This is a genomic window from Treponema sp. J25, assembly GCF_004343725.1.
Lineage (GTDB): Bacteria > Spirochaetota > Spirochaetia > Treponematales > Breznakiellaceae > J25.
Genome location: NZ_PTQW01000051.1, coordinates 1 through 20,116 on the forward strand (window position 1 = coordinate 1; position 20,116 = coordinate 20,116).

Annotated in this window: 23 protein-coding genes; 21 read left to right on the forward strand and 2 right to left on the reverse strand. The window is 38.2% G+C overall.

Annotated elements, in window-relative coordinates; all coding sequences use genetic code 11:
• Window positions 1–169: 169 nt before the first annotated feature.
• From C5O22_RS12475 to C5O22_RS12555, 17 genes are all read left to right on the forward strand, one after another.
• Window positions 170–1,012 carry a PD-(D/E)XK nuclease domain-containing protein gene (locus C5O22_RS12475; RefSeq protein ID WP_132782307.1) on the forward strand — a complete coding sequence of 281 codons (843 nt, stop codon included), beginning with the start codon at window positions 170–172 and terminating at the stop codon, window positions 1,010–1,012.
• Window positions 1,013–1,312: 300 nt separating this feature from the next.
• The gene (locus C5O22_RS12480) at window positions 1,313–2,605 is read left to right on the forward strand and encodes a flippase (protein ID WP_207895387.1); all 1,293 of its coding nucleotides are present in this window, start codon (window positions 1,313–1,315) and stop codon (window positions 2,603–2,605) included.
• Window positions 2,598–3,737, forward strand: a complete 1,140-nt coding sequence (gene glf / locus C5O22_RS12485; protein ID WP_132782310.1) for a UDP-galactopyranose mutase — start codon at window positions 2,598–2,600, stop codon at window positions 3,735–3,737. Before C5O22_RS12480 ends, glf begins: the two co-directional genes overlap by 8 nt.
• Window position 3,738: 1 nt before the next feature.
• A complete protein-coding gene (locus C5O22_RS12490; RefSeq protein WP_132782313.1) occupies window positions 3,739–4,749 on the forward strand; it encodes a hypothetical protein in 1,011 nt (336 codons plus the stop codon).
• Entirely contained in the window at window positions 4,746–5,747 is a 1,002-nt protein-coding gene (locus tag C5O22_RS12495) for a glycosyltransferase (protein WP_132782315.1), read from the forward strand. Before C5O22_RS12490 ends, C5O22_RS12495 begins: the two co-directional genes overlap by 4 nt.
• On the forward strand, window positions 5,747–7,645 hold the full coding sequence (gene asnB / locus C5O22_RS12500; protein ID WP_132782317.1) for an asparagine synthase (glutamine-hydrolyzing): 1,899 nt from the start codon (window positions 5,747–5,749) through the stop codon (window positions 7,643–7,645). Before C5O22_RS12495 ends, asnB begins: the two co-directional genes overlap by 1 nt.
• The gene (locus tag C5O22_RS12505) at window positions 7,633–8,418 is read left to right on the forward strand and encodes a glycosyltransferase domain-containing protein (protein ID WP_243692949.1); all 786 of its coding nucleotides are present in this window, start codon (window positions 7,633–7,635) and stop codon (window positions 8,416–8,418) included. The genes asnB and C5O22_RS12505 overlap by 13 nt, the downstream gene beginning before the upstream one ends.
• A 30-nt stretch (window positions 8,419–8,448) precedes the next feature.
• A complete protein-coding gene (locus C5O22_RS12510) occupies window positions 8,449–9,357 on the forward strand; it encodes a glycosyltransferase family 2 protein (RefSeq protein ID WP_132782322.1) in 909 nt (302 codons plus the stop codon).
• A gap of 2 nt (window positions 9,358–9,359) precedes the next feature.
• Window positions 9,360–10,436, forward strand: a complete 1,077-nt coding sequence (locus C5O22_RS12515) for a DUF1972 domain-containing protein (protein WP_132782324.1) — start codon at window positions 9,360–9,362, stop codon at window positions 10,434–10,436.
• Between the two features lie 38 nt (window positions 10,437–10,474).
• The gene (gene rfbA, locus C5O22_RS12520) at window positions 10,475–11,341 is read left to right on the forward strand and encodes a glucose-1-phosphate thymidylyltransferase RfbA (RefSeq protein ID WP_132782326.1); all 867 of its coding nucleotides are present in this window, start codon (window positions 10,475–10,477) and stop codon (window positions 11,339–11,341) included.
• Window positions 11,342–11,343: 2 nt separating this feature from the next.
• A complete protein-coding gene (gene rfbC / locus C5O22_RS12525; protein WP_132782328.1) occupies window positions 11,344–11,901 on the forward strand; it encodes a dTDP-4-dehydrorhamnose 3,5-epimerase in 558 nt (185 codons plus the stop codon).
• On the forward strand, window positions 11,898–12,791 hold the full coding sequence (rfbD, locus tag C5O22_RS12530; protein WP_132782330.1) for a dTDP-4-dehydrorhamnose reductase: 894 nt from the start codon (window positions 11,898–11,900) through the stop codon (window positions 12,789–12,791). Before rfbC ends, rfbD begins: the two co-directional genes overlap by 4 nt.
• Window positions 12,792–12,914: 123 nt before the next feature.
• Window positions 12,915–13,145: a type II toxin-antitoxin system antitoxin VapB gene (gene vapB, locus C5O22_RS12535; RefSeq protein WP_132782332.1), complete on the forward strand. Its 231-nt coding sequence runs from the start codon at window positions 12,915–12,917 to the stop codon at window positions 13,143–13,145.
• Entirely contained in the window at window positions 13,145–13,540 is a 396-nt protein-coding gene (vapC, locus tag C5O22_RS12540; RefSeq protein ID WP_132782334.1) for a type II toxin-antitoxin system tRNA(fMet)-specific endonuclease VapC, read from the forward strand. Before vapB ends, vapC begins: the two co-directional genes overlap by 1 nt.
• 281 nt (window positions 13,541–13,821) lie before the next feature.
• Complete coding sequence (locus C5O22_RS12545; RefSeq protein WP_132782336.1) at window positions 13,822–14,721, forward strand: alpha/beta hydrolase; 900 nt, start codon at window positions 13,822–13,824, stop codon at window positions 14,719–14,721.
• Between the two features lie 34 nt (window positions 14,722–14,755).
• Window positions 14,756–15,856, forward strand: a complete 1,101-nt coding sequence (rfbB, locus tag C5O22_RS12550; RefSeq protein ID WP_132782338.1) for a dTDP-glucose 4,6-dehydratase — start codon at window positions 14,756–14,758, stop codon at window positions 15,854–15,856.
• A 34-nt stretch (window positions 15,857–15,890) separates the two neighbouring features.
• On the forward strand, window positions 15,891–16,646 hold the full coding sequence (locus tag C5O22_RS12555; protein ID WP_132782341.1) for a DUF6675 family protein: 756 nt from the start codon (window positions 15,891–15,893) through the stop codon (window positions 16,644–16,646).
• A gap of 97 nt (window positions 16,647–16,743) precedes the next feature.
• On the opposite strand, the gene C5O22_RS12560 is transcribed toward C5O22_RS12555, so the two are convergent.
• Together C5O22_RS12560 and C5O22_RS12565 are read right to left on the reverse strand one after the other, a co-directional pair.
• Entirely contained in the window at window positions 16,744–17,523 is a 780-nt protein-coding gene (locus C5O22_RS12560) for a HEAT repeat domain-containing protein (RefSeq protein WP_243692946.1), read from the reverse strand.
• A 32-nt stretch (window positions 17,524–17,555) separates the two neighbouring features.
• Window positions 17,556–18,128, reverse strand: coding sequence for a hypothetical protein (locus C5O22_RS12565; RefSeq protein ID WP_132782343.1), 573 nt, complete (start codon window positions 18,126–18,128; stop codon window positions 17,556–17,558).
• A gap of 228 nt (window positions 18,129–18,356) precedes the next feature.
• On the opposite strand from C5O22_RS12565, the gene coaD reads away from it, so the two are divergent.
• From coaD to rnc, 4 genes are all read left to right on the forward strand, one after another.
• Window positions 18,357–18,851 (forward strand): pantetheine-phosphate adenylyltransferase, encoded by a 495-nt coding sequence (coaD, locus tag C5O22_RS12570; RefSeq protein ID WP_132782345.1) that lies wholly within the window; start codon window positions 18,357–18,359, stop codon window positions 18,849–18,851.
• A gap of 71 nt (window positions 18,852–18,922) precedes the next feature.
• Window positions 18,923–19,111 carry a 50S ribosomal protein L32 gene (gene rpmF / locus C5O22_RS12575; protein ID WP_132782347.1) on the forward strand — a complete coding sequence of 63 codons (189 nt, stop codon included), beginning with the start codon at window positions 18,923–18,925 and terminating at the stop codon, window positions 19,109–19,111.
• Between the two features lie 19 nt (window positions 19,112–19,130).
• Window positions 19,131–19,367 (forward strand): acyl carrier protein, encoded by a 237-nt coding sequence (gene acpP, locus C5O22_RS12580; RefSeq protein WP_132782349.1) that lies wholly within the window; start codon window positions 19,131–19,133, stop codon window positions 19,365–19,367.
• Complete coding sequence (rnc, locus tag C5O22_RS12585; protein ID WP_132782351.1) at window positions 19,333–20,100, forward strand: ribonuclease III; 768 nt, start codon at window positions 19,333–19,335, stop codon at window positions 20,098–20,100. Before acpP ends, rnc begins: the two co-directional genes overlap by 35 nt.
• Window positions 20,101–20,116 lie beyond the last annotated feature (16 nt).

The window sequence follows — 20,116 nt, forward strand, 5'->3', positions numbered from 1 at the left end:
CTAAAACGTGGAAGGTTCAGCGGGTTGTGTACTTAAATCCATCCAATGAGACCAAGAAAATAATTCATAAAAAGGGTGCATAAATAGGTGACAAATTTGTTGACAAATAGCGACCCTTAATCCACGGTACGCTACAATAGCGGGATACACTCAGCATGATCTAGAAACGGTGTTTGCAGAGCATCTCAGAGGCCAGGATTATGAAAAAATCCGGCGGTGGTACAATGGGTATAAGTGGCTTGGAGAGGCGGTATATAATCCCTTTGACATATTGCTCTTTATATCAAATAATTATCTCTACCGAAATTACTGGTTTTCCACGGGAACCCCTGAATTCTTATTAAAACTAATAGAAAAGAATAATTATTTTCTCCCCGATTTTGAAAATATCACTAAGGACGAATCGATGCTTAATAGTTTTGATGTGGATATTATAGAATTAGAAACATTGATGTGGCAAACAGGGTATTTAACCATCGAAACCTATGAGATGGTTTTAGAAAAAACAGAATACAAACTTAAAATACCCAACCTTGAGGTTCAACAATCACTTTTTGGACTTATAGCAGAGCATATTACCAAATCGAAGGGTTACCCAAAATATTCTGGAAATATAATCCGCTCTCTTTTAGCCAAGGATTTTGATGCCTTTAAAAGGCACCTTATGGCTCTGTATGCGTCGATTCTCTATCATTTGTTTGTTCATAACCGGATGTACGAAAAAGAAGGCTACTATGTATCGGTGTTTTATGCATACATGAAAGGGTTAGGGGTGGAAGCAATAGCCGAGGATGTAACCGACAGGGGAAGGATAGATCTAACCCTGGTATTTCCAGAGAGTATTTACATCATGGAATTTAAAGTAAATGGTACGGGGACCTTAGAACAGATCCACGCCATGGGCTATTATGAAAAATATAGCGATGTCCAGAAGCCGATCTATCTTGTGGGGATAGAATTTGATACCACCATCCGGAATGTACGGAACCTGGTCTGGGAAGAAAAGAGGTAGAGGTATATAAGGAATGGATGATAGGCAAAGCCCTTACTCCCGCCATTGTATACGGGGGCTTTTTTGCGGACCTATCAAAACGTATTCTTTTTTGTTCATACTTTGAACAGAATGCTTGAAATACAGATAAACCTGTGATATGCTTATGGGCAACAAGCCTGAGAGGTACGCCCTTTTTGGTAGATAGGAAGGCGTTATCTGGATGGCAGCTCTGTCAGCGTGTTTCGGCCGCGGCGGGGGTAGAAAAAGCAGCTTATTCAAATTTCTTTAAAATTTGGATAAGCCTCAGTGGTTTATAAATTGAATATACCTTTATTAAATAAAATACGAGCCAATAGCGATTACCGCCGGCTTTTTGAAAACTTTGTCTCCCTTGCAATACTGCAGGGTCTCAATTACATACTGCCCCTTATTACCTTTCCATATCAGGTGCGGGTGTTAGGGGTAGAAAAATTTGGGCTCCTGTCTTTTGCCACGGCTACGATTGGGTATTTTCAAACACTAACTGACTATGGGTTTAATCTTTCAGCAACCAGGGAAGTGGCTATACACCGGGAAAACAAAGAAAAACTAGAAGAAATCTTCAGCTCTGTTATGATAATCAAAGCAGGGCTTTTTGTTTTAAGTTTCTTGCTGTTGAATATTTTAGTATTCAGTTTTGAAAAATTCCGATCAGACTGGTTTGTTTACTATCTTGCCTTTGGCATGGTGCTGGGGCAGGTTCTGTTTCCGGTATGGTTTTTTCAGGGAATGGAACGAATGCGCTATATTACGTTCCTTAATATTCTGGCCAAAGGCTTTTTTACTATTGCCATTTTTATTTTTGTAAAAACTCAAGAAGATTATTGGAAGGTGCCGCTCCTAAATTCGATAGGATTTGTGGTAGCTGGGGTATTAAGTTTGTTACTAATTAAAAAACAGTTTAATGTTTCTATAAAGCTTGTGGGTAAATATGGTATAATTTCACAATTAAGAGATGGTTGGCATGTGTTTGTCTCAACTATTGCTACAAGTTTATATACAATTAGCACGACTTTTATATTGGGAATATTTACTAATAACGTTATTGTTGGTTACTATTCTGCGGCTGATAAGATAATACAGGCAGTAAAAGGTTTGTATGGACCATTATCACAAGCTTTGTTCCCGTTTATTTCAAAAAAAGTTTTTGAATCTAAAGAAAAAAGTCTAATTTTTATTAGAAAAATTACAAAATATGTTTTTATTATTACCATTTTGTTATCATCTTTATTATTTATTCTTTCTGATTTAATTGTTGCTATTTTATTAGGGAAAAATTATGTTAACTCAATAATGATTTTAAAAATATTAGCTATCCATCCATTATTAATTGGTCTAAGTAATATTTTTGGTATACAGACAATGTTGGCTTATGGAAGAAAAAAAGCATTTCAAAACATTTTAATTATTGCAAGTTTGTTGAATATAGCTTTATCTTTATTTTTAGTTCCTTTATATACTCATATTGGATCAGCAATCAGTGTAACAATTGTAGAATTCTTTGTAACATTTACAATGTTTTTATACTTGCAAAAAATAGGAATAAAAATTGTGGAGATTAAAAATGTTTAACTACATCATCGTCGGCGCTGGTTTCGCTGGTTCTGTAATAGCTGAACGGCTTGCCTCTCAAAAAAAAGAAAAAGTACTTATAATTGAAAAACATAACCATATCGGTGGTCATTGTTTTGATTATAAAGATGAAAATAATATAATTGTCCATAAATATGGTCCCCATTTATTCCACACCAATAATAAAAAGGTGTTTGAATACCTATCACAGTTTACTGAGTGGGATATATATAATCATGAGGTGTTAGCTTACATTGATGGTAAAAAAGTCCCTTTACCGTTTAATTTGAATACCCTGTATGAGCTATTTCCTGTATCTTTAGCCAATAAGTATGAACAAAAGCTTTTAGAAAAATACAAATTGAATACCAAGGTTCCAATTCTTGAATTAAAGCAAAGCGAAGACAAGGATTTAAAATATTTAGCTGATTATATATATGAGAAAGTATTCTTAAATTATACCGCAAAGCAATGGGATAAAACACCAGAAGAAATTGATAGTTTTGTGACAGCCCGGGTTCCACTTTTTATTGGAAAAGATAATCGATATTTTAATGATATTTACCAGGTAGTACCAAGACACGGTTATACTAGACTGTTTGAAAATATGCTGAATAATCCAAATATCAAATTAATGCTTAATACCAATTTCAAAGAAGTGGCTACAATAAAGAATGATCAGATTTATGTTCTTGGTCATAAATTTAATGGAATAATAATTTATACTGGATGTGTTGATGAGTTATTCGATTATCAATTTGGTGAACTCCGATATCGTAGTGTACATATGAAGTTCGAGACGATACAAAAAGAATGGTATCAGGAGAAAGCTACAGTTAATTATCCTAATAGTTATAATTTTACCAGAATCACGGAATTTAAGCATATTCATTTCTGCGAATCTAAGAATACCACAATATTAAAAGAATATCCAATGGATTATATACGTGGGAAAAATGATCCTTACTATCCCGTGTTTACAGAAGAAAATCAAAAAAAATATCAAAAATATGTTGATTATGCAAAAAGATTCCCAAATATAAAATTGGTGGGAAGACTGGCTGAATATAAGTATTATGACATGGATGATATTGTAGAGAGAGCATTGGAAGTAGCTGAAAAGGAATTATAATATGACTCAAAGTTTAAATATTGAGAAATATACAAATATATATATTGCTTGTCCTGCAAACATAGCTTCTGGTGGTCCTGAATTACTCCACCAGTTGGGTTATGAATTGGCCAATTTGGGTTTTGCTACATATATGTTTTATTATAATAGCAATGAGAATGTATACCCTGTTCATGAAGCTTACCTATGTTACGGTAATAAATTTGTAAATGAAATTGAAGATGTAAAAAAGAACATTTTGATTGTACCAGAAACATATACCCAATTAATCTATAATTACAAGTATATTCAGAAAGTAATATGGTGGTTAAGTGTAGATAATTATTATAATTTTTTAAAATCAAATAGTAAAATTAAAAAAAATATTAAAATTTTCCTTTATAAATTGGGATTTTTCCCAAAAGAGAAAATATATAGATTTAGTAAAAATGAAAATATATTACACTTAGTCCAAAGTGAATATGCGAAACAAATGTTAAAGAATAAAGGTGTTGATAGTCTTTTCTTAGGTGATTATCTGAATTATTATTTTATACAAAAGCAAGAAAATAATACAAATCCTAAAAAAGAAAATATAGTCGTCTACAACCCTAAAAAGGGAAAAGAATTTACAAATCTTATTATTGAAAAAGCAAAAGACATTAAATTTGTATCTATAGAAAATATGACAAGAGAAGAAGTAGCAGATTTGCTTTCTCGTGCCAAAGTATATATAGATTTTGGGAATCATCCAGGTAAAGACAGAATTCCAAGAGAAGCAGCTATTCTGGGTTGTTGTGTTATTACAGGGAAAGATGGTTCTGCAAAATTCTATGAGGACATCCCAATAGGAAATAATTTCAAATTTGATGCAAATAAAAAAAATATTCCTTTAATAATCAAAAAAATTAAGAGTTGTTTTGAGAACTATGAAACTATTACAAAAGAATTTGAGTATTATAGAGAAATAATTAGAAATGAGCGAACAAAATTCTTAGATGACTTAAAAAATATTTTTAAGGTCAATGTATGAAAACGTATGTAGTAACAGTAACATACGGTAATCGTTTTAATTTTTTGAAGCAAGTAATCGACAGCGCTTTGAATGAAGGAATAAAAAAGATAATAGTTGTAGACAATAATTCAGTGACTGAAAGCAGAGAAAAGCTGAAAGCGTATGAACGAGAACTAGGAAAGGATAAAATAAAGGTTCTTTATCTTGATGAAAATTATGGTTCAGCTGGTGGTTATAAAAGAGGTCTTGAAGAGGCGTATAACGATCCAGATTGTGAATTTATATGGCTATTAGATGATGATAATGTGCCTGAGGAAAATGCTTTAAGAAATTTGTTGTTAGCATATGAATACTTAGGAAAAAATATTTATAATGTTTTAATGTCATTAAGACCAATTTTTAAAGATGATTTGTTGTCTGTTCAAAAAGGTAGAATCAAAGGTTATATAAAAAATAGTTTTATGGGATTTCATATTAAATATTATTTTCTAGATAAAATATTTCAAATCAGTAATTATTTAAATGCTAAAATAGGTATAAACAGTGAAGCTGTTAATTATAAAATAGTAAAAAGCCAGATAGGACCTTATGGGGGCCTTTTTCTACATAAAAAGGTAATAGAAAATGTTGGTTATCCAAATGAAGATTTTTTTGTTTATGCTGATGATCATGATTGGACACTACGTATGACTAATTCTGGTTTTGATCTGTATCTTTGTAGTAATAGTATTATTAAAGATATTGATGTGACTTGGCTGGCAACAAAAGTTAAAAGCCCCTTTTACAACTCAATGTCAAATGATATCAAAGTTTATTATTCAATAAGAAATCATGTGTTTTTAGATAAAAAATTCATTACTAATAAATATGTTTATTATCTTAATCTATATATATCGTTATTTTATAATTACTTATTTCATCTTTTTTTAATTCCTAAAATGGCTATAAAGCGATTTAAAATTATTTTGAAAGCTGTAAAAGATGGATTAAATGGTAACCTTGGAAGGTTTTGTTAATGTGCGGTATAACAGGTTTTTGTGATTTTACAAAGAAGACAGACAAACAGACGTTGGTTGCTATGACTGATGTTCTCTCCCATCGAGGGCCTGATGATAGTGGATATAGCTATTATCAGACGGATATTGCAACAATTGGGTTAGGACATCGGAGATTATCAATTATAGATTTGTCATCTTTAGGTCATCAACCAATGGCCTATTTTGATTATGAAATAGTCTTTAATGGTGAAATATATAATTATAAGGAGATTAAAAAGGAACTTGAATTTTATGGATATACCTTCAATTCTCACAGTGATACAGAAGTAATTTTAGCATCATTTCATAAATGGGGTGTTGAGTGTGTTCATAGATTTATTGGAATGTTTGCTTTTGCGTTGTATGATAAAAAACAACAAGTCCTATATTTATTCAGGGATAGGATAGGTGTTAAACCATTATATTATTATTTTAAGAATGATTTATTCTTATTTGCAAGTGAGTTAAAAAGTTTTCATACGCATCCTAATTTTAAAAAAGAAATAAATAAAGATGCTCTTGCCTTGTTTTTTCAATTTGGATATATTCTACAACCTTTTACCATATTTCAGAATTGTTGGAAACTAGAAGCAGGTTTTTATGCTATTCTAGATTTAAAGAATAAAAGTTTTAGAAAAGAACCGTATTGGAGTGTAATAGATTGTTATAATCAACCGAAACTTAATATTTCTTTTAATGATGCTATTAAAGAAACAGAAAGAATTCTTAGATCTGCTTTTGAATATCGAATGGTAGCTGATGTACCAGTTGGTATGTTCCTAAGTGGCGGATATGATAGTACTGTGGTTACAACCCTTTTACAAAAAGACAGAACAGAAAGGATTAAAACTTTTACAATTGGTTTTTATGAGGAGAAATATAATGAAGCGCACCATGCTAAAAGGGTGGCAGAATATCTAGGCACAGACCATACAGAATATTACTGTACTCAGAAAGAAGCACAAGATATATTACCATTAATACCCGATATTTGGGATGAGCCTTTTGGTGATAGTTCCGCTATTCCTACAACACTAGTGAGCAAACTTGCTCGTCAGAAAGTGACGGTAACTCTCAGTGCTGATGGAGGCGATGAGATATTTGGTGGATATGATAAATATGTGCAAGCTACTAAATATTTTAATGTGTTTAATAAATTACCTTTTAAACGAATAATTGCCGAAACTATGAACGTTATAAAGCCATCCTGGCTATATCCGCTTAACAAGACATACAATTTTGAAAATAGATATAATAAAATAAAATCAATGATCAGAACAGATTCTGTATATGATACCATGATTATAATTTCTAGATATTTTAATATTCAAGAAGTACAGAAGTTGTTGAATTATTCTTATTGTAATCAAACTACAGGTTATGATGAAGTATATAAATTGAACAGCTATAATGATGAAATCGACAAAATGATGTGTATTGATTTCTTTACCTATCAGTTAGATGATATATTGGTAAAAGTAGATAGAGCTACCATGAGTGTAAGTCTGGAAGGAAGAGAGCCTCTGCTTGATCATAGAATAATCGAATTTATTTCTCGATTGCCAAGTGAATATAAAATAAAGAATGGAAATAAAAAATATCTTTTAAAAGAATTAGTTCATCAATACCTTCCAAAAGAAATAATGGATAGACCAAAAATGGGGTTCAGTATACCGATGATTGAATGGTTTGATGATGAACTTAAAAAATATGTTGATGAATATTTAACTGAAGAGAAGTTGAAAAAAGTTGCTTTTTTAAATACAGAGGAAATACAAGAATTGAAAAAAACATGGTTAAAAAACAATCGGATAGGAATAAGTAAGATCTGGTTGTTATTAGTTTTTATGATGTGGTGGGAAAAATGGATGGAGTAAAAAATAAACTAGTAGTATACACTGCTCTCTTTGGAGATTATGATAACTTAATAGATCCTCCTCAGAAATATAATGAGTGTGATTTTATTTGCTTTACAGACCAAAAACATATGACTTCTGATATATGGGAAATAAGATTAATAGAAAACTGTGATTTACCGCCAAATATGATGAATAGAAAATACAAAGTACTTCCACATCTGTTTTTGAGCGAATATGAGTGGAGTTTGTATGTGGATGCGAATATTGCTATATTGGGCAATCCATTGGATTTGGCAAAGAAATACTTGAGTCAATATGATATGGCAGTGCCGAAGCATTTTGCGAGAGAGTGTGTGTATGATGAGGCAAAAGAGTGTGTGATACTTGGCAAAACAAAGTATGATGAAACTCAAAAACAAATGGATAAATATAAAAATGAAGGTTTTCCAAAGAATTTCGGACTGGGTGAAAATAACATACTTTTCAGAAAACATAATAGTGAAAAAATCATGAAACTTATGAACGATTGGTGGCATGAATTAAACATCCATACTAAAAGAGACCAGCTTAGTTTGGCTTATGTGCTTTGGAAAAATGGCGAAAAATTTTATTTTATGGATGAAAGTGCGAGAGGGAGTAATTATTTCAGATTAAAACTTCACTCTTGTGATATTTCAAAAAAAAAATATTTAAGACGAATTATTGATTTAAAAAATGAACATATAATGAATAATCCTAATGGGCTTTTATCTACAATTATAAAAATGCTAAAAAGGCATCTTCATATTTAATAATATTATAGAGTTGCAAAAGGATGTAATATGAATTTTAGTATTTATACTATTTTAGTTACCTATAATCCAAACATTGCTATGTTAAAAAAATGTATAAGTAGTATGGCAAATCAAGTAACTAAGATTATTATTGTTGATAACACTCCTCTTGGTTGTACAGAATTAAAAAATATGGAGAAACAAAATTTAATTAATATTATTTTTTTATTTAATAACAAAGGCATAGCTTATGCTCAAAATATAGGAATAAACATAGCAATAGAACAGGGTGCCGATTTTATATTAACTTCTGATCAAGACACTATCTATCCAGAAAATTATGTTAAAGAAATGATATCTTTCTACGAAAAATGTAAGAATAGTTATAAAATTGGCGCAATAGCTCCTTTGTTTAGAGATTTAAACTCAAGGCGAGAAATTGAACCTGTTTTGATATTAAATAATAAGAAAATAAGAAAGGTATATGATGTTAGTAATTTTGAAGATTGCCTTCTTGCATCCCATGTAATATCATCAGGAATGATTATACCAACAAGTGTTTTAAAATATGTAGGCCTAATGAAAGAAGAATATTTTATTGATTGGGTTGATACTGAATGGTGCTGGCGCGCATTAAAAAATAAATATCAAATATTAATAAATAAAAGTATACATATAAATCATCATCTTGGAGATAATTCAATTAAATTAGGAAAATTTTCACTTGTTAATCATAACAAAATAAGAAAGTATTATAGGTTAAGAAACGGAATATATATTTTATTATATGAAAAATTTAATATAACTATAAAAAAATATATTTTTATAAGTTTATTAAAAATGATTATATTAAACTTTATATTTAGAGAAAATATTTTAATATTTATAAAAATATTATTTAATTCTTTTTATGATGGTATTACAAAAAAAATGGGAAAAATAGAGAGAAGTTTTTAAAAATGATACTACATATTCTTGGCACAGCAGGAGTACCTGCACAATATGGTGGATTTGAAACGCTTGTTGATAATATTCTTGACTACAACAGGGATTATAGTATTACCGTATTTTGTTCTTCGCTAAATAGTAATAAAAAAGTTAAGAATTATAAAAACGCACGTCTTAAATATATAAGACTTAAAGCAAATGGTGTTTCAAGTATTTTATACGATTTTCTGTCTATGTTGATGTCTCTTAATTCTGATTACATGCTTGTTTTAGGTGTTTCTGGGGCGATTTTCTTACCTTTTATCAGATTATTATACAAAGGCAAAATAATCACTAATATAGATGGCCTCGAATGGAAAAGAGATAAATGGAATAAAATAATTAAATTGTATTTAAAAATATCTGAAAGAATGGCGGTGCTTTTTTCTGATATTGTTGTGGCAGATAATCAGGGTGTTGTTGAATATTGTTATACTGAATATAAGGAATACAAAGATAAAATCCGATTGATCGAATATGGTGGCGATCATGTTCTTAATACTAGTAAAGTTGATTTCGATAAAAAAAACTATGAATTTGTAGATTCAGAATATGCTATAACGGTTTGTAGGATAGAACCAGAAAATAATATTCATTTAATTCTGGAATCAATTTCTAAAATCTATCATTTAAAATTTGTTATCATTGGAAATTGGAATAATAGTAATTATGGTAAAAAATTATATGATGAATATAGGAATAGAGATAATATTTATTTATTAAATCCTATTTATGAACAAACAACTTTAAATTCTTTGCGAAGGAATGCAAAAATATATATACATGGTCACTCTGCAGGTGGAACAAATCCGTCTCTTGTGGAGGCTATGAATTTAGGGCTACCCGTTTTCGCTTTTGATTGTATATATAACCGAGAAACAACCGAAAACAAAGCGAAATATTGGAAAAATTCTGAAGATTTAAAAGAACTTTTAATAAATACTAATCATAATGAATTAGAACTAATATCAAAAGATATGAAATTAATTGCGGATAGAAGATATAAATGGGAAATAATATCAAAGAAATATTTTGATTTATTTAATTGATACCAAAAATAGATTTTTATATTGAAAAGGAGCTCTCAATGAAAGGCATCATCCTCGCTGGTGGTTCTGGAACTCGTCTGTATCCTATTACTCGTGCTGTATCAAAGCAAATACTCCCGGTGTACGATAAGCCCATGATTTACTACCCCCTGTCGGTGCTCATGCTTGCGGGTATCCGGGAAGTGCTCGTTATTTCTACACCACGAGATCTTCCTGTATTCAAGGAACTCTTAGGTAGTGGTGACTGGCTTGGTATGCGTTTTGACTATGCGGTACAGGAGCAGCCCCGGGGACTTGCGGATGCCTTTATTGTGGGGGAGCGTTTTATCGGTACCGATTCGGTAGCCCTTGTTTTAGGCGATAATATTTTTTATGGCCAGCGGTTTACCGAAACTTTAAAAAAAGCCAATAGTAATACCGACGGGGCAACGATTTTTGGGTACTGGGTAAAGGATCCCACCGCCTATGGGGTTGTGGAATTTGATGCGAATGGTCGGGTGTTGTCAATAGAAGAAAAACCGGCAAAGCCTAAGTCCCACTATGCGGTGCCGGGGCTGTATTTTTATGACAATACCGTTATTGACATCGCAAAAAAGGTGCAACCCTCAGAGCGGGGAGAAATAGAAATAACCAGTGTAAACAACGAGTACCTTGCCCGGGGTAAGCTTCGGGTAGAACTCTTAGGCCGGGGCATGGCCTGGCTTGACACGGGCACCTACGATGGGCTTCTTGAAGCCGGTAACTTTGTGGAGGCCATTCAAAAACGGCAGGGCCTCTACGTGGCCTGTATCGAAGAAATCGCCTATCGGAACGGCTGGATCAGCCGCGAACAGCTTCTGCAATTGGCCGCCGGAATAAAAACCGATTATGGGGCCTATCTTAAATTCGTTGCAGAGGAAGAATAACCATGCCCTTTACTTTCACCCCCGGCCCTATAGAGGGCCTTGTTATTATAACCCCCCGCGTCTTTGCCGATGAGCGGGGGTTTTTTATGGAGTCTTACAAGGCAAGCGATTTTGCTGCCGCAGGAATTCAAGAAACCTTTGTCCAGGATAATCATTCCCGATCGGCCCGGGGAACCCTGCGGGGCCTTCATTTTCAAAAAGCCCCCTATGCCCAGGGCAAACTCGTCCGGGTCACCCGGGGGGCAGTATGGGATGTAGCGGTGGACCTCCGGCCTGGTTCAGTCACCTTTGGCAAATGGTTTGGCATAGAACTATCGGAAACCAACAAAATCCTGCTCTGGATTCCTCCTGGCTTTGCCCACGGTTTTGTAGCTCTGGAAGATAATACGGAGCTCCAATATAAGTGTACCGCCGAATACCATGCCCCAAGCGATGCTGGTATCCGCTGGGATGACCCGGACCTGGCTATCCCCTGGCCAGATCTGGGGATTCCCTATATCCTTTCAGAAAAGGATAAGAAGCTTCCCCTTTTAAAAAACATTAAAAAGGATATGCTATGATCTGGCTCATTGGCAACCAGGGCATGCTGGGCACCGAGTTAGCCCTGTTATTGGAATCTCAAAAAATAGCCTTTGTTGGCACCGACCGGGAAGTTTCTATCCTGGATCCGAACGCCCTTCGGACCTTTGTAGAAAACAAAAACATTGAGTGGATAATCAACTGTGCGGCCTACACCGCAGTAGACAAGGCAGAAGATGATGTTGAACTCTGCCATGCCCTGAATGCCCAGGGCCCAGAAAACCTGGGGCGCCTTGCCCAGGAAATTGGTGCCCGGGTGCTCCACATTTCAACCGATTACGTGTTTTCAGGAAATCCCTTGCTGAAAGCAGGACGGCCCCGGCCTTACCGGGAAGATGACCCCACCGGTCCCACCGGTGTGTACGGAAAAACCAAAGCCGAGGGGGAACGGCTTCTCATGGCCGCCGCACCCACCAGCATCATCCTTAGAACCGCCTGGCTCTATGGTAAACACGGCAACAACTTCGTGTACACCATGCTCCGCCTCATGAATGAGCGGGACACCATCGGCGTGGTAGCCGACCAACGGGGGACCCCTACCTGGGCCTACGACCTTGCTCAGGCTATCCTGTATCTTATAGCCCTCTCGGGCCACTCCGAGGGGGATGTCTGGCCGCCAGCGGGGATCTATCACTACACCAATGAAGGCGAAACTACCTGGTACGACTTTGCCCGGGAAATCTATCGGCTGGGGCGGCAGTATGGCATCATTACCCGGAATTGTGACATTAAGCCCCTCACGACCGACCAGTATCCCACCAAAGCCCGACGTCCTGCCTACTCGGTCCTTTCCAAAGAAAAAATCAAGGCCCTCGGTCTCTCCGTTCCCCCCTGGCAGGAAAGCCTGGCACGCTTTATACATGAACTGTAGAAAACCTGGAGGTAAGTAATATATTGAATAGCCCTCAACGGTAGGAGGAGTAAATAAAAAAGGAAATATAAAATTCTTGACTGTGGTATATATCAGGATATATACTATCTACAGGAGGAACCTATGCAAACCGCTAAATTGTTCCGGAATGGCCGCAGTCAAGCGGTGAGACTCCCAAAAGAGTATACCTTCAAAGGTGAAGATGTTTTTATCCAAAAGGTTGGCGAAGCGGTAATTCTATTCCCCAAAGATCGGGTGTGGGAAACTTTCTTAGAAGGTTTAGATGGATTCACAGAAGACTTTATGGCAAATGGAAGAGAACAACCAGAAATGCAAGAAAGAGATGGGGTATAATGTATCTACTCGATACAAATATCTGTATTTTTCTAAAGAATGAAAAACCAAAATATGTATTAGATCGGTTACATCAAGTAATCACTCAAAAAATATATATTTCGAGCATCACCGTTGCTGAACTATATTTTGGAGTTTTTAATAGTCAGAATATTGAAAAAAATTATATTTCATTGATTAAGTTTCTAGCTCCATTTACAATTTTAAATTTCGACGATGAAGATGCACAAGAATTTGGGAAAATACGGTCAAGATTAAAAAAAGAAGAAAAGCTAATAGGTCCCTATGATATGCAAATAGCTGCACAAGCCATTGCTAAAAAGTTAATACTCGTTACAAATAACATAAACGAATTCAATAGAATAGAAGGAATAAAAATAGAAGATTGGAAGTAAAAGATCGTTCAACATCTGATTTAATTGGACAGTAAGAAATATTGATATAATTAAAAAAATTGAAGTACTTATAAAAAAAGCGTTTCAAGAGAATGGAATTAAATATAATATTTCCATAAATGTAATTTTTAGTATTTCTCCGTTATCCACTTATTCCCGGATAAATAGGGAAAGCACATGATAATCCTTTTTATCATGCTTCTCTTACTTAATGTCAGTATAATTCCATTTGCATAAAATGGGGGTTGCCCCCGATATTTTTAATGTAAGAGGTGTATGTCATGAAAGAAAAAGATAATTCTGTCGAAACCCTGGGTCAAGCGCAGATTGACGACACCATGACACCGATTGCCATCCCCGATCAGCCGAATGCGATTGAGCTTGGAACCCCTCCGCTCCCCAACGCAAAGGCCCCTGAGTCATGGCATTCGCAGTACGGTAGCCGGTTTGCTCGGAATGTTACGGTGGCAACGCTTACACCGTTTTTGCCCGATCCTGCGAAAGCCAGCGGGGCTGCGGTCATTGTTGCGCCGGGTGGCGGCTTCCTTTCATTATCAATGGAAAACGAAGGATGGAATGTGGCCAGCGCTCTGGTAAAATACGGCATTGCCGCCTTTGTTCTTAAATATCGTTTGAACCAAACACCGGCGGACTTAGCCGAATTCAAACGTTCAATGGACGAGATGTTTTCTAACACGGGACGTCAGCCGCCGCGACCCGATCCAGAGCAGATGAAAGTCCATCTTGCGCCTCAGATTGAGGACGCATGCGCCGCCTTTGCCCTGATCCGTAAGCGCGCCAGCGAGTGGAAGATTGATCCGAATCGTGTCGGCATGCTGGGCTTCTCAGCCGGTGCCATGCTTACCCTGGCAACTACGCTCGTTGGTAAAGACGCCAGGCCAGCGTTTATCGGCAACATTTATGGACCCCTGACTTCAGTACCTGTTCCCGAAGACGCTCCACCGCTCTTTGTCGCGCTCGCCGCAGACGACCCTTTCTTTGCTAATGCTGGTTTTGGGTTAATTGAAAGCTGGCGCGCTGCGAAAAAGCCCGTCGAATTCCACCTTTATGAGCAGGGTGGTCATGGTTTTGGTATGTACCAAAAGGAAACAACCAGCACAGGTTGGTTTAACGCCTTTGTTCATTGGCTTGCTATGCACAAGATGCTCACCCTCGTTTAAATTTCTATGGAATGAAAAATCATTGGAGATTGTCGTGCGTACCTTTAGGAACATTCTTATCACCGGTGGGGCTGGTTTTATCGGTTCCAACATGATCCGCTACCTTTTAACAGGGGACTCTGGCTTTACAGGCCGTATCATTAATGTGGATGCCCTTACCTATGCGGGAAATGCCGAAAGTCTTGCGGATATTGCCGAGCATTTTGGTGGTGGATCCACCCCCCGGTACGTTTTTATTCAGGCTGATATTCGAAACAGGCAAAACCTCGAGCGTATTTTTAATGAATATCAGATTGATGCGGTCATTCACTTTGCCGCTGAAAGTCACGTGGATCGTTCTATTGTGGGGCCCGAATCTTTTGTTACCACCAATGTGCTGGGGACCTATACGCTGCTTGAGGTGGCGCGCCAGTACTGGCAGGATCGTTTTGGTACCCTTGCAGAGGCGCCGGTTCTCTTTCATCATATTTCTACCGATGAAGTCTACGGAAGCCTCGGGGCAACCGGTTATTTTACCGAAGATACCCCCTACGATCCCCGTTCTCCCTATTCGGCGAGCAAAGCCGCAAGCGATCATCTGGTCATGGCCTATCATCACACCTATGGGCTTCCGGTGACGTTGACCAATTGTTCTAATAATTATGGTCCCTACCAGTTTCCGGAAAAGCTTATCCCCCTGATGATATTGAATATGCTGGAGAATAAGGCTTTACCCGTATATGGAGACGGTAAGAATATTCGGGATTGGCTCTACGTAGAAGACCATAACCGGGCGGTATGGCTCGTTATGCGAGAGGGAAGGGTAGGGGAAAAATACAATATTGGTGGAGAAAACGAATGGGAAAATATACAGCTTGTTCATGCGCTTATAGATATTGTGGCCGAAGAAACCGGCAAAAGGGCTGAAGACCTGCGGCGCCTTATTACCTTTGTAAAAGATCGCCCTGGCCATGATCGGCGCTATGCCATTGATTGCAGTAAAATTAAGAAAGAATTGGGCTGGCGGCAATCTGTTAATTTCCCGGAAGGATTACGCCACACCGTTCGATGGTACCTGACCCATCAATCATGGATACAACACGTCCGTTCCGGTGAATACCGCCATTGGATAGAAAAAAATTATAGTAATCGCTAGATCATTTAGTTAAGGAAAGAAAGGATACACCGTAGTGAATAGTAAACTGTTTTTGTTACTGGGAACGCTTCTAATCATTGATGCAGGATACGCTATTCCTCCCCTTAAGATTAAAGCGGGAAAGCCCGAAATAGTCTCAAAAATTCAAGAGGGAGAGATGTTTATTCGTCCCTTACCGGCTATTCGTGATAGTATGTTCGATTTTAGCCAGCGGCCTCTGAACGAAATGGAAGAACTTTTTAAAAATATGAATCCTAATTTCCTTGCCGAAGCAGTGTATATACTTCCTGTTAGACCTGGTTTGGAACAAAAATTGAAAGACGCTATTGTACGTAAATTAAAAGAAGTGTCGTATCTTGATTCAATTCCCTATTATAGTAAACGGAATAAGACCACCCAACCACTTTTTCAGGATACGATTATTCTTGATACCCGAACAAATGCTCTTCGGACTACTATTCTGGCCCAACAGAAGATGCTCCCTTTTGAAACAAGTCAATTCACGTATAATTTTATAGAGGACAAAGATTATTTTTTGTTCTATTCGGAAAATAGTAAGCCCCTGGTATATAACAATATTTCAACTGCCGGAGCAGGGGCCATGCGAACAGCCCTGATTATAGAAACCTATGCTGGCTATATTGTGTGTTATGGTATGGGCGGTGCCCGGGCTTTTACATTCTTTGGTTTACTAAACGACCGCCTCGAAACAGCGTTTTTAGGCCGGATAGAAGCGTTCTACCAATGGTTTTTCACCCAGGGGCTTCCGCTTCTTCAAAGTCAATTATAAAACCCTTCTTGGTAAGGAACGGTTTGGAATAATTTGGAATAATAAAAAGGCCGCACTAAGGCGGCCTTTTTTGTTTTCCCTTAAGGGGGCCAGCTTTTTATTTCTTACCGTTACTATTGCTACTACTCTGGCCGTTATATTTGCGGAGATTATTCAGCACCTCCCGGGCACGGGCTTGTACCGGACGGATGTAGGGTCCCTCGGCGATACGAATGATAGCCCTGATAGCGGAGGGATCTTTTAAGCCTCCATTAGCTTCGGCAATTTTTTCGTAGGCGTCTACCGCCGCTAAAGCAAGTAGATTATCGGGATTCAAAATATCAAAACGAGTAACCACCCAGGCAATAGCAGCGGTGGTGTCTTCGTCTCCCGCATCCTTAATTCGGGAAAGGCTTTTAATGGTTTCTACCAAGACCATTGGCTCCGCTTCTGCAACCAGAAGCTTTTTAAGGGTGTTTTTGGCTTCCGGCGTTCCCAGGTCTCCTAAATATTGGGCCGCCTTTGCTCGCACATCGGGGAAGTTATTGGTAATCCGGCCATTCAATCCTCCCTCGCGAGAGATGTTTACAATCCCTTCCAACGCAAGATATTCCAGGGCCTTCTGAATCTCTGGCCCGGTTCTTCCTGCCTTAATAGCATCCCCAATATATTCCAAGGCTACGAGCTTCATGTCCCGGCTTTCGGCCCGGCTTTGTTCTCGGATCACCATGAGTTCTACCGATTCCTGAAGGTAGGACTCTTCCACCGACAACTCTTTCTGATCTGTGGTTTTCTGTTGCGCTATGACAGCAGCGTTCATGCTACTCACTAACGCTACTACTACTAACACTACCTTTTTCATGCTGCCTCCCCGGGATTCTCCTTTACTCATTGCCATATGCATTCTTCCTTTTTGTCTATTATACTGGATCAATTGATTATTTTCCATTGTCCATCCCGTTTTTCAAGATCATACAGTCGTAGTCGTTGCCCTTTCGGGGTAACCGTATACGCCTTTACCCGCTTCTGGCCAATAAACTCAATATCATCGACCCGATCATTGGCTCGAGATGGTACTACTACATATATAAAGTAATCCTGCAAAGTGCGCAAGACGATTTTTTCGTTTTTTAATCGGGCCGACTCGGAAACCTGGGCAAGAAAGTCGGGATCACTCAAGCTATCCCGATAAACGGGACTAAGGTAAGAGACCCAACTATTAAAATCTTTATTTCGAATAATATAGTTTAAGCGTTCGATAAGCTGTTGGACTTCGATTTTTGTGGTATCGTATTCTTCTTTGGTGACTGTCCTGGGATCAAAGGGTTCTTCTTTTACCTCCGGAGGCGCTGATGTAGAGGGAGGAGATGGTGAGACAACCGCTTCTGTACTGTTCTGTACTGGTTCCTGCACTGTATTTTGTTCCGCCGGTATGTGCTGGCATGAGAGAACAATAGCTATCCCCAGCCCAGTCAAAAGCCCTAGTTGCAAAGTGTATTTCATGGGTTCACACTCCCGTGGTATTCTTCTCTATAGTACCGCTAACTTTTCTATTAGTCAAACTGTTTATAAAGGTTGGGGGGTAAGACAAGGTCTGGGAAAGAACGGACGCCCTGTGCTGGCCGATGGAAGACCTCATCGGTACTCATAAACCTCAGACTTTGCCGTAGGGGAGGGCCCACCAAATATCGGCCTTGACCATTCGATTGCTCTGGAGTATGCTCCAGCATCATGTTACGGGCAGGTTTCCCAGGATCCTTTGATCCTCCCACCTACGGACATCTTGATGTGATTCGGCGGGCTGCAAAAATTTTTGATGAACTCACGGTGATAATTGCGGTAAACCGGGAAAAACGGTACCTCTTTTCGCCGGAAGAACGGCGCTATATGATTGAACAATTAGTCCGAGATGTCCCCAATGTTCGGGTAGATCTCTGTGATACCCTTATTGTGCAGTACCTACGGGAACACCAGATCCCCGTAATGATTCGGGGTGTGCGGGGAGTGGCTGACTTCTCCTACGAATTTGATATTTCCATGATTAATAAGGGATTAGATCCTGAAATCGAGACCCTGTTTCTCACTACCGATCCCCGTTATTTCGTGGTTCGCTCATCGGTTATTAAAGAACTTGCCTCTTTTGGTGGGGATGTCTCAGCCATGGTCCCCCCCCTGGTTGCAGAAATGTTAAAAAATAAGTATGATAGATCGGCGGAAAAGGCTTGACAATTTACGACAAACTCTGTAGATTGTGTCAAACTCCGACGACATTACCTAAGTGAAGTGAGGTTTTTACTATGGCAGTTCCAAGAGGGAAAACATCCAAGGCTCGAACTCGGCGTCGGCGGGCAATAAACATGAAACTGGTGGCACCAACCCTGATCGAGTGCCCCACCTGCGGGAACCGGGTGCAGCTCCATCGGGTATGTCCCCGCTGTGGTTTCTACCGGGGGCGACAGGTGATCATACCCCAGTCAAAATCCTAAGGCGAAAGGAGATAGGAGAATGGATGAATTATTCGAGAAGATGAAAAAAATCATCGCGGAAAAGCTGGAAATTGATGAATCCAAGATCACCATGGACGCATCCTTCCGGCAGGACCTCGGTGCAGATAGCCTGGATACCTATGAGTTGGTCTATGCTATCGAAGAAGAAATGGGGATCTCTATCCCGGATGAAAAAGCCAACGAATTCGAAACCGTTAAGGATGCCTACGAATTTATTAAATCTCAGCAAAAATAAGCTTCCTTCTCTTCCTCCCGTCGATGGAGATCGACGGAAGGTATTGCAGGATTTTCTGCGACGGGCAAACCTAAGGTTCAGAAGTCTAGAGCTTCTGAACCTTTCGTTTATTCATCGCTCTGCCACCAACGAACTTCCCATCAAAGTGAATAATGAACGTCTCGAATTCCTTGGTGATGCGGTCATTGGGTTAATTACGGCCAGTATCCTATATGAGCGGCTCCCCGAGAAGCCGGAGGGAGAACTGGCGAAAATAAAGAGTGTGGTAGTCTCTGAGGATATCCTTTCAGGGCGAGCCCGGGAATTAGGAATCGATTCGCTTCTTATTCTAGGCAAAGGAGAAGAACTCTCAGGGGGAAGAACCAAAAAAGCACTCCTGGCTGATGCCCTTGAAGCCTTAGTAGGGGCTATCTACCTTGATGGGGGCTTTACGCATACCTTTGAGTTCGTCGGCCCCTTTATTCAGGAAGAAATTGAACAGGTCTTGTCCCAACGGCATCACCAGGATTATAAGACCCTCCTTCAGGAATGGTGTCAGCATTGGTATCGCTCCTATCCGCAGTATCGGCTGGTAAAAAAAACCGGCCCCGATCACGATAGGTTATTCTGGGTAGAAGTACAGGTCCAGGAAAAAGTGTATGGCCCTGCCACAGGAAAAAACAAAAAAGAAGCCGAACAGGCCGCCGCTCGCCTGGCCTATACGGACCTTACAAAAGGTGAAGCCAATACATAGGGCTGTGTTTTTAACC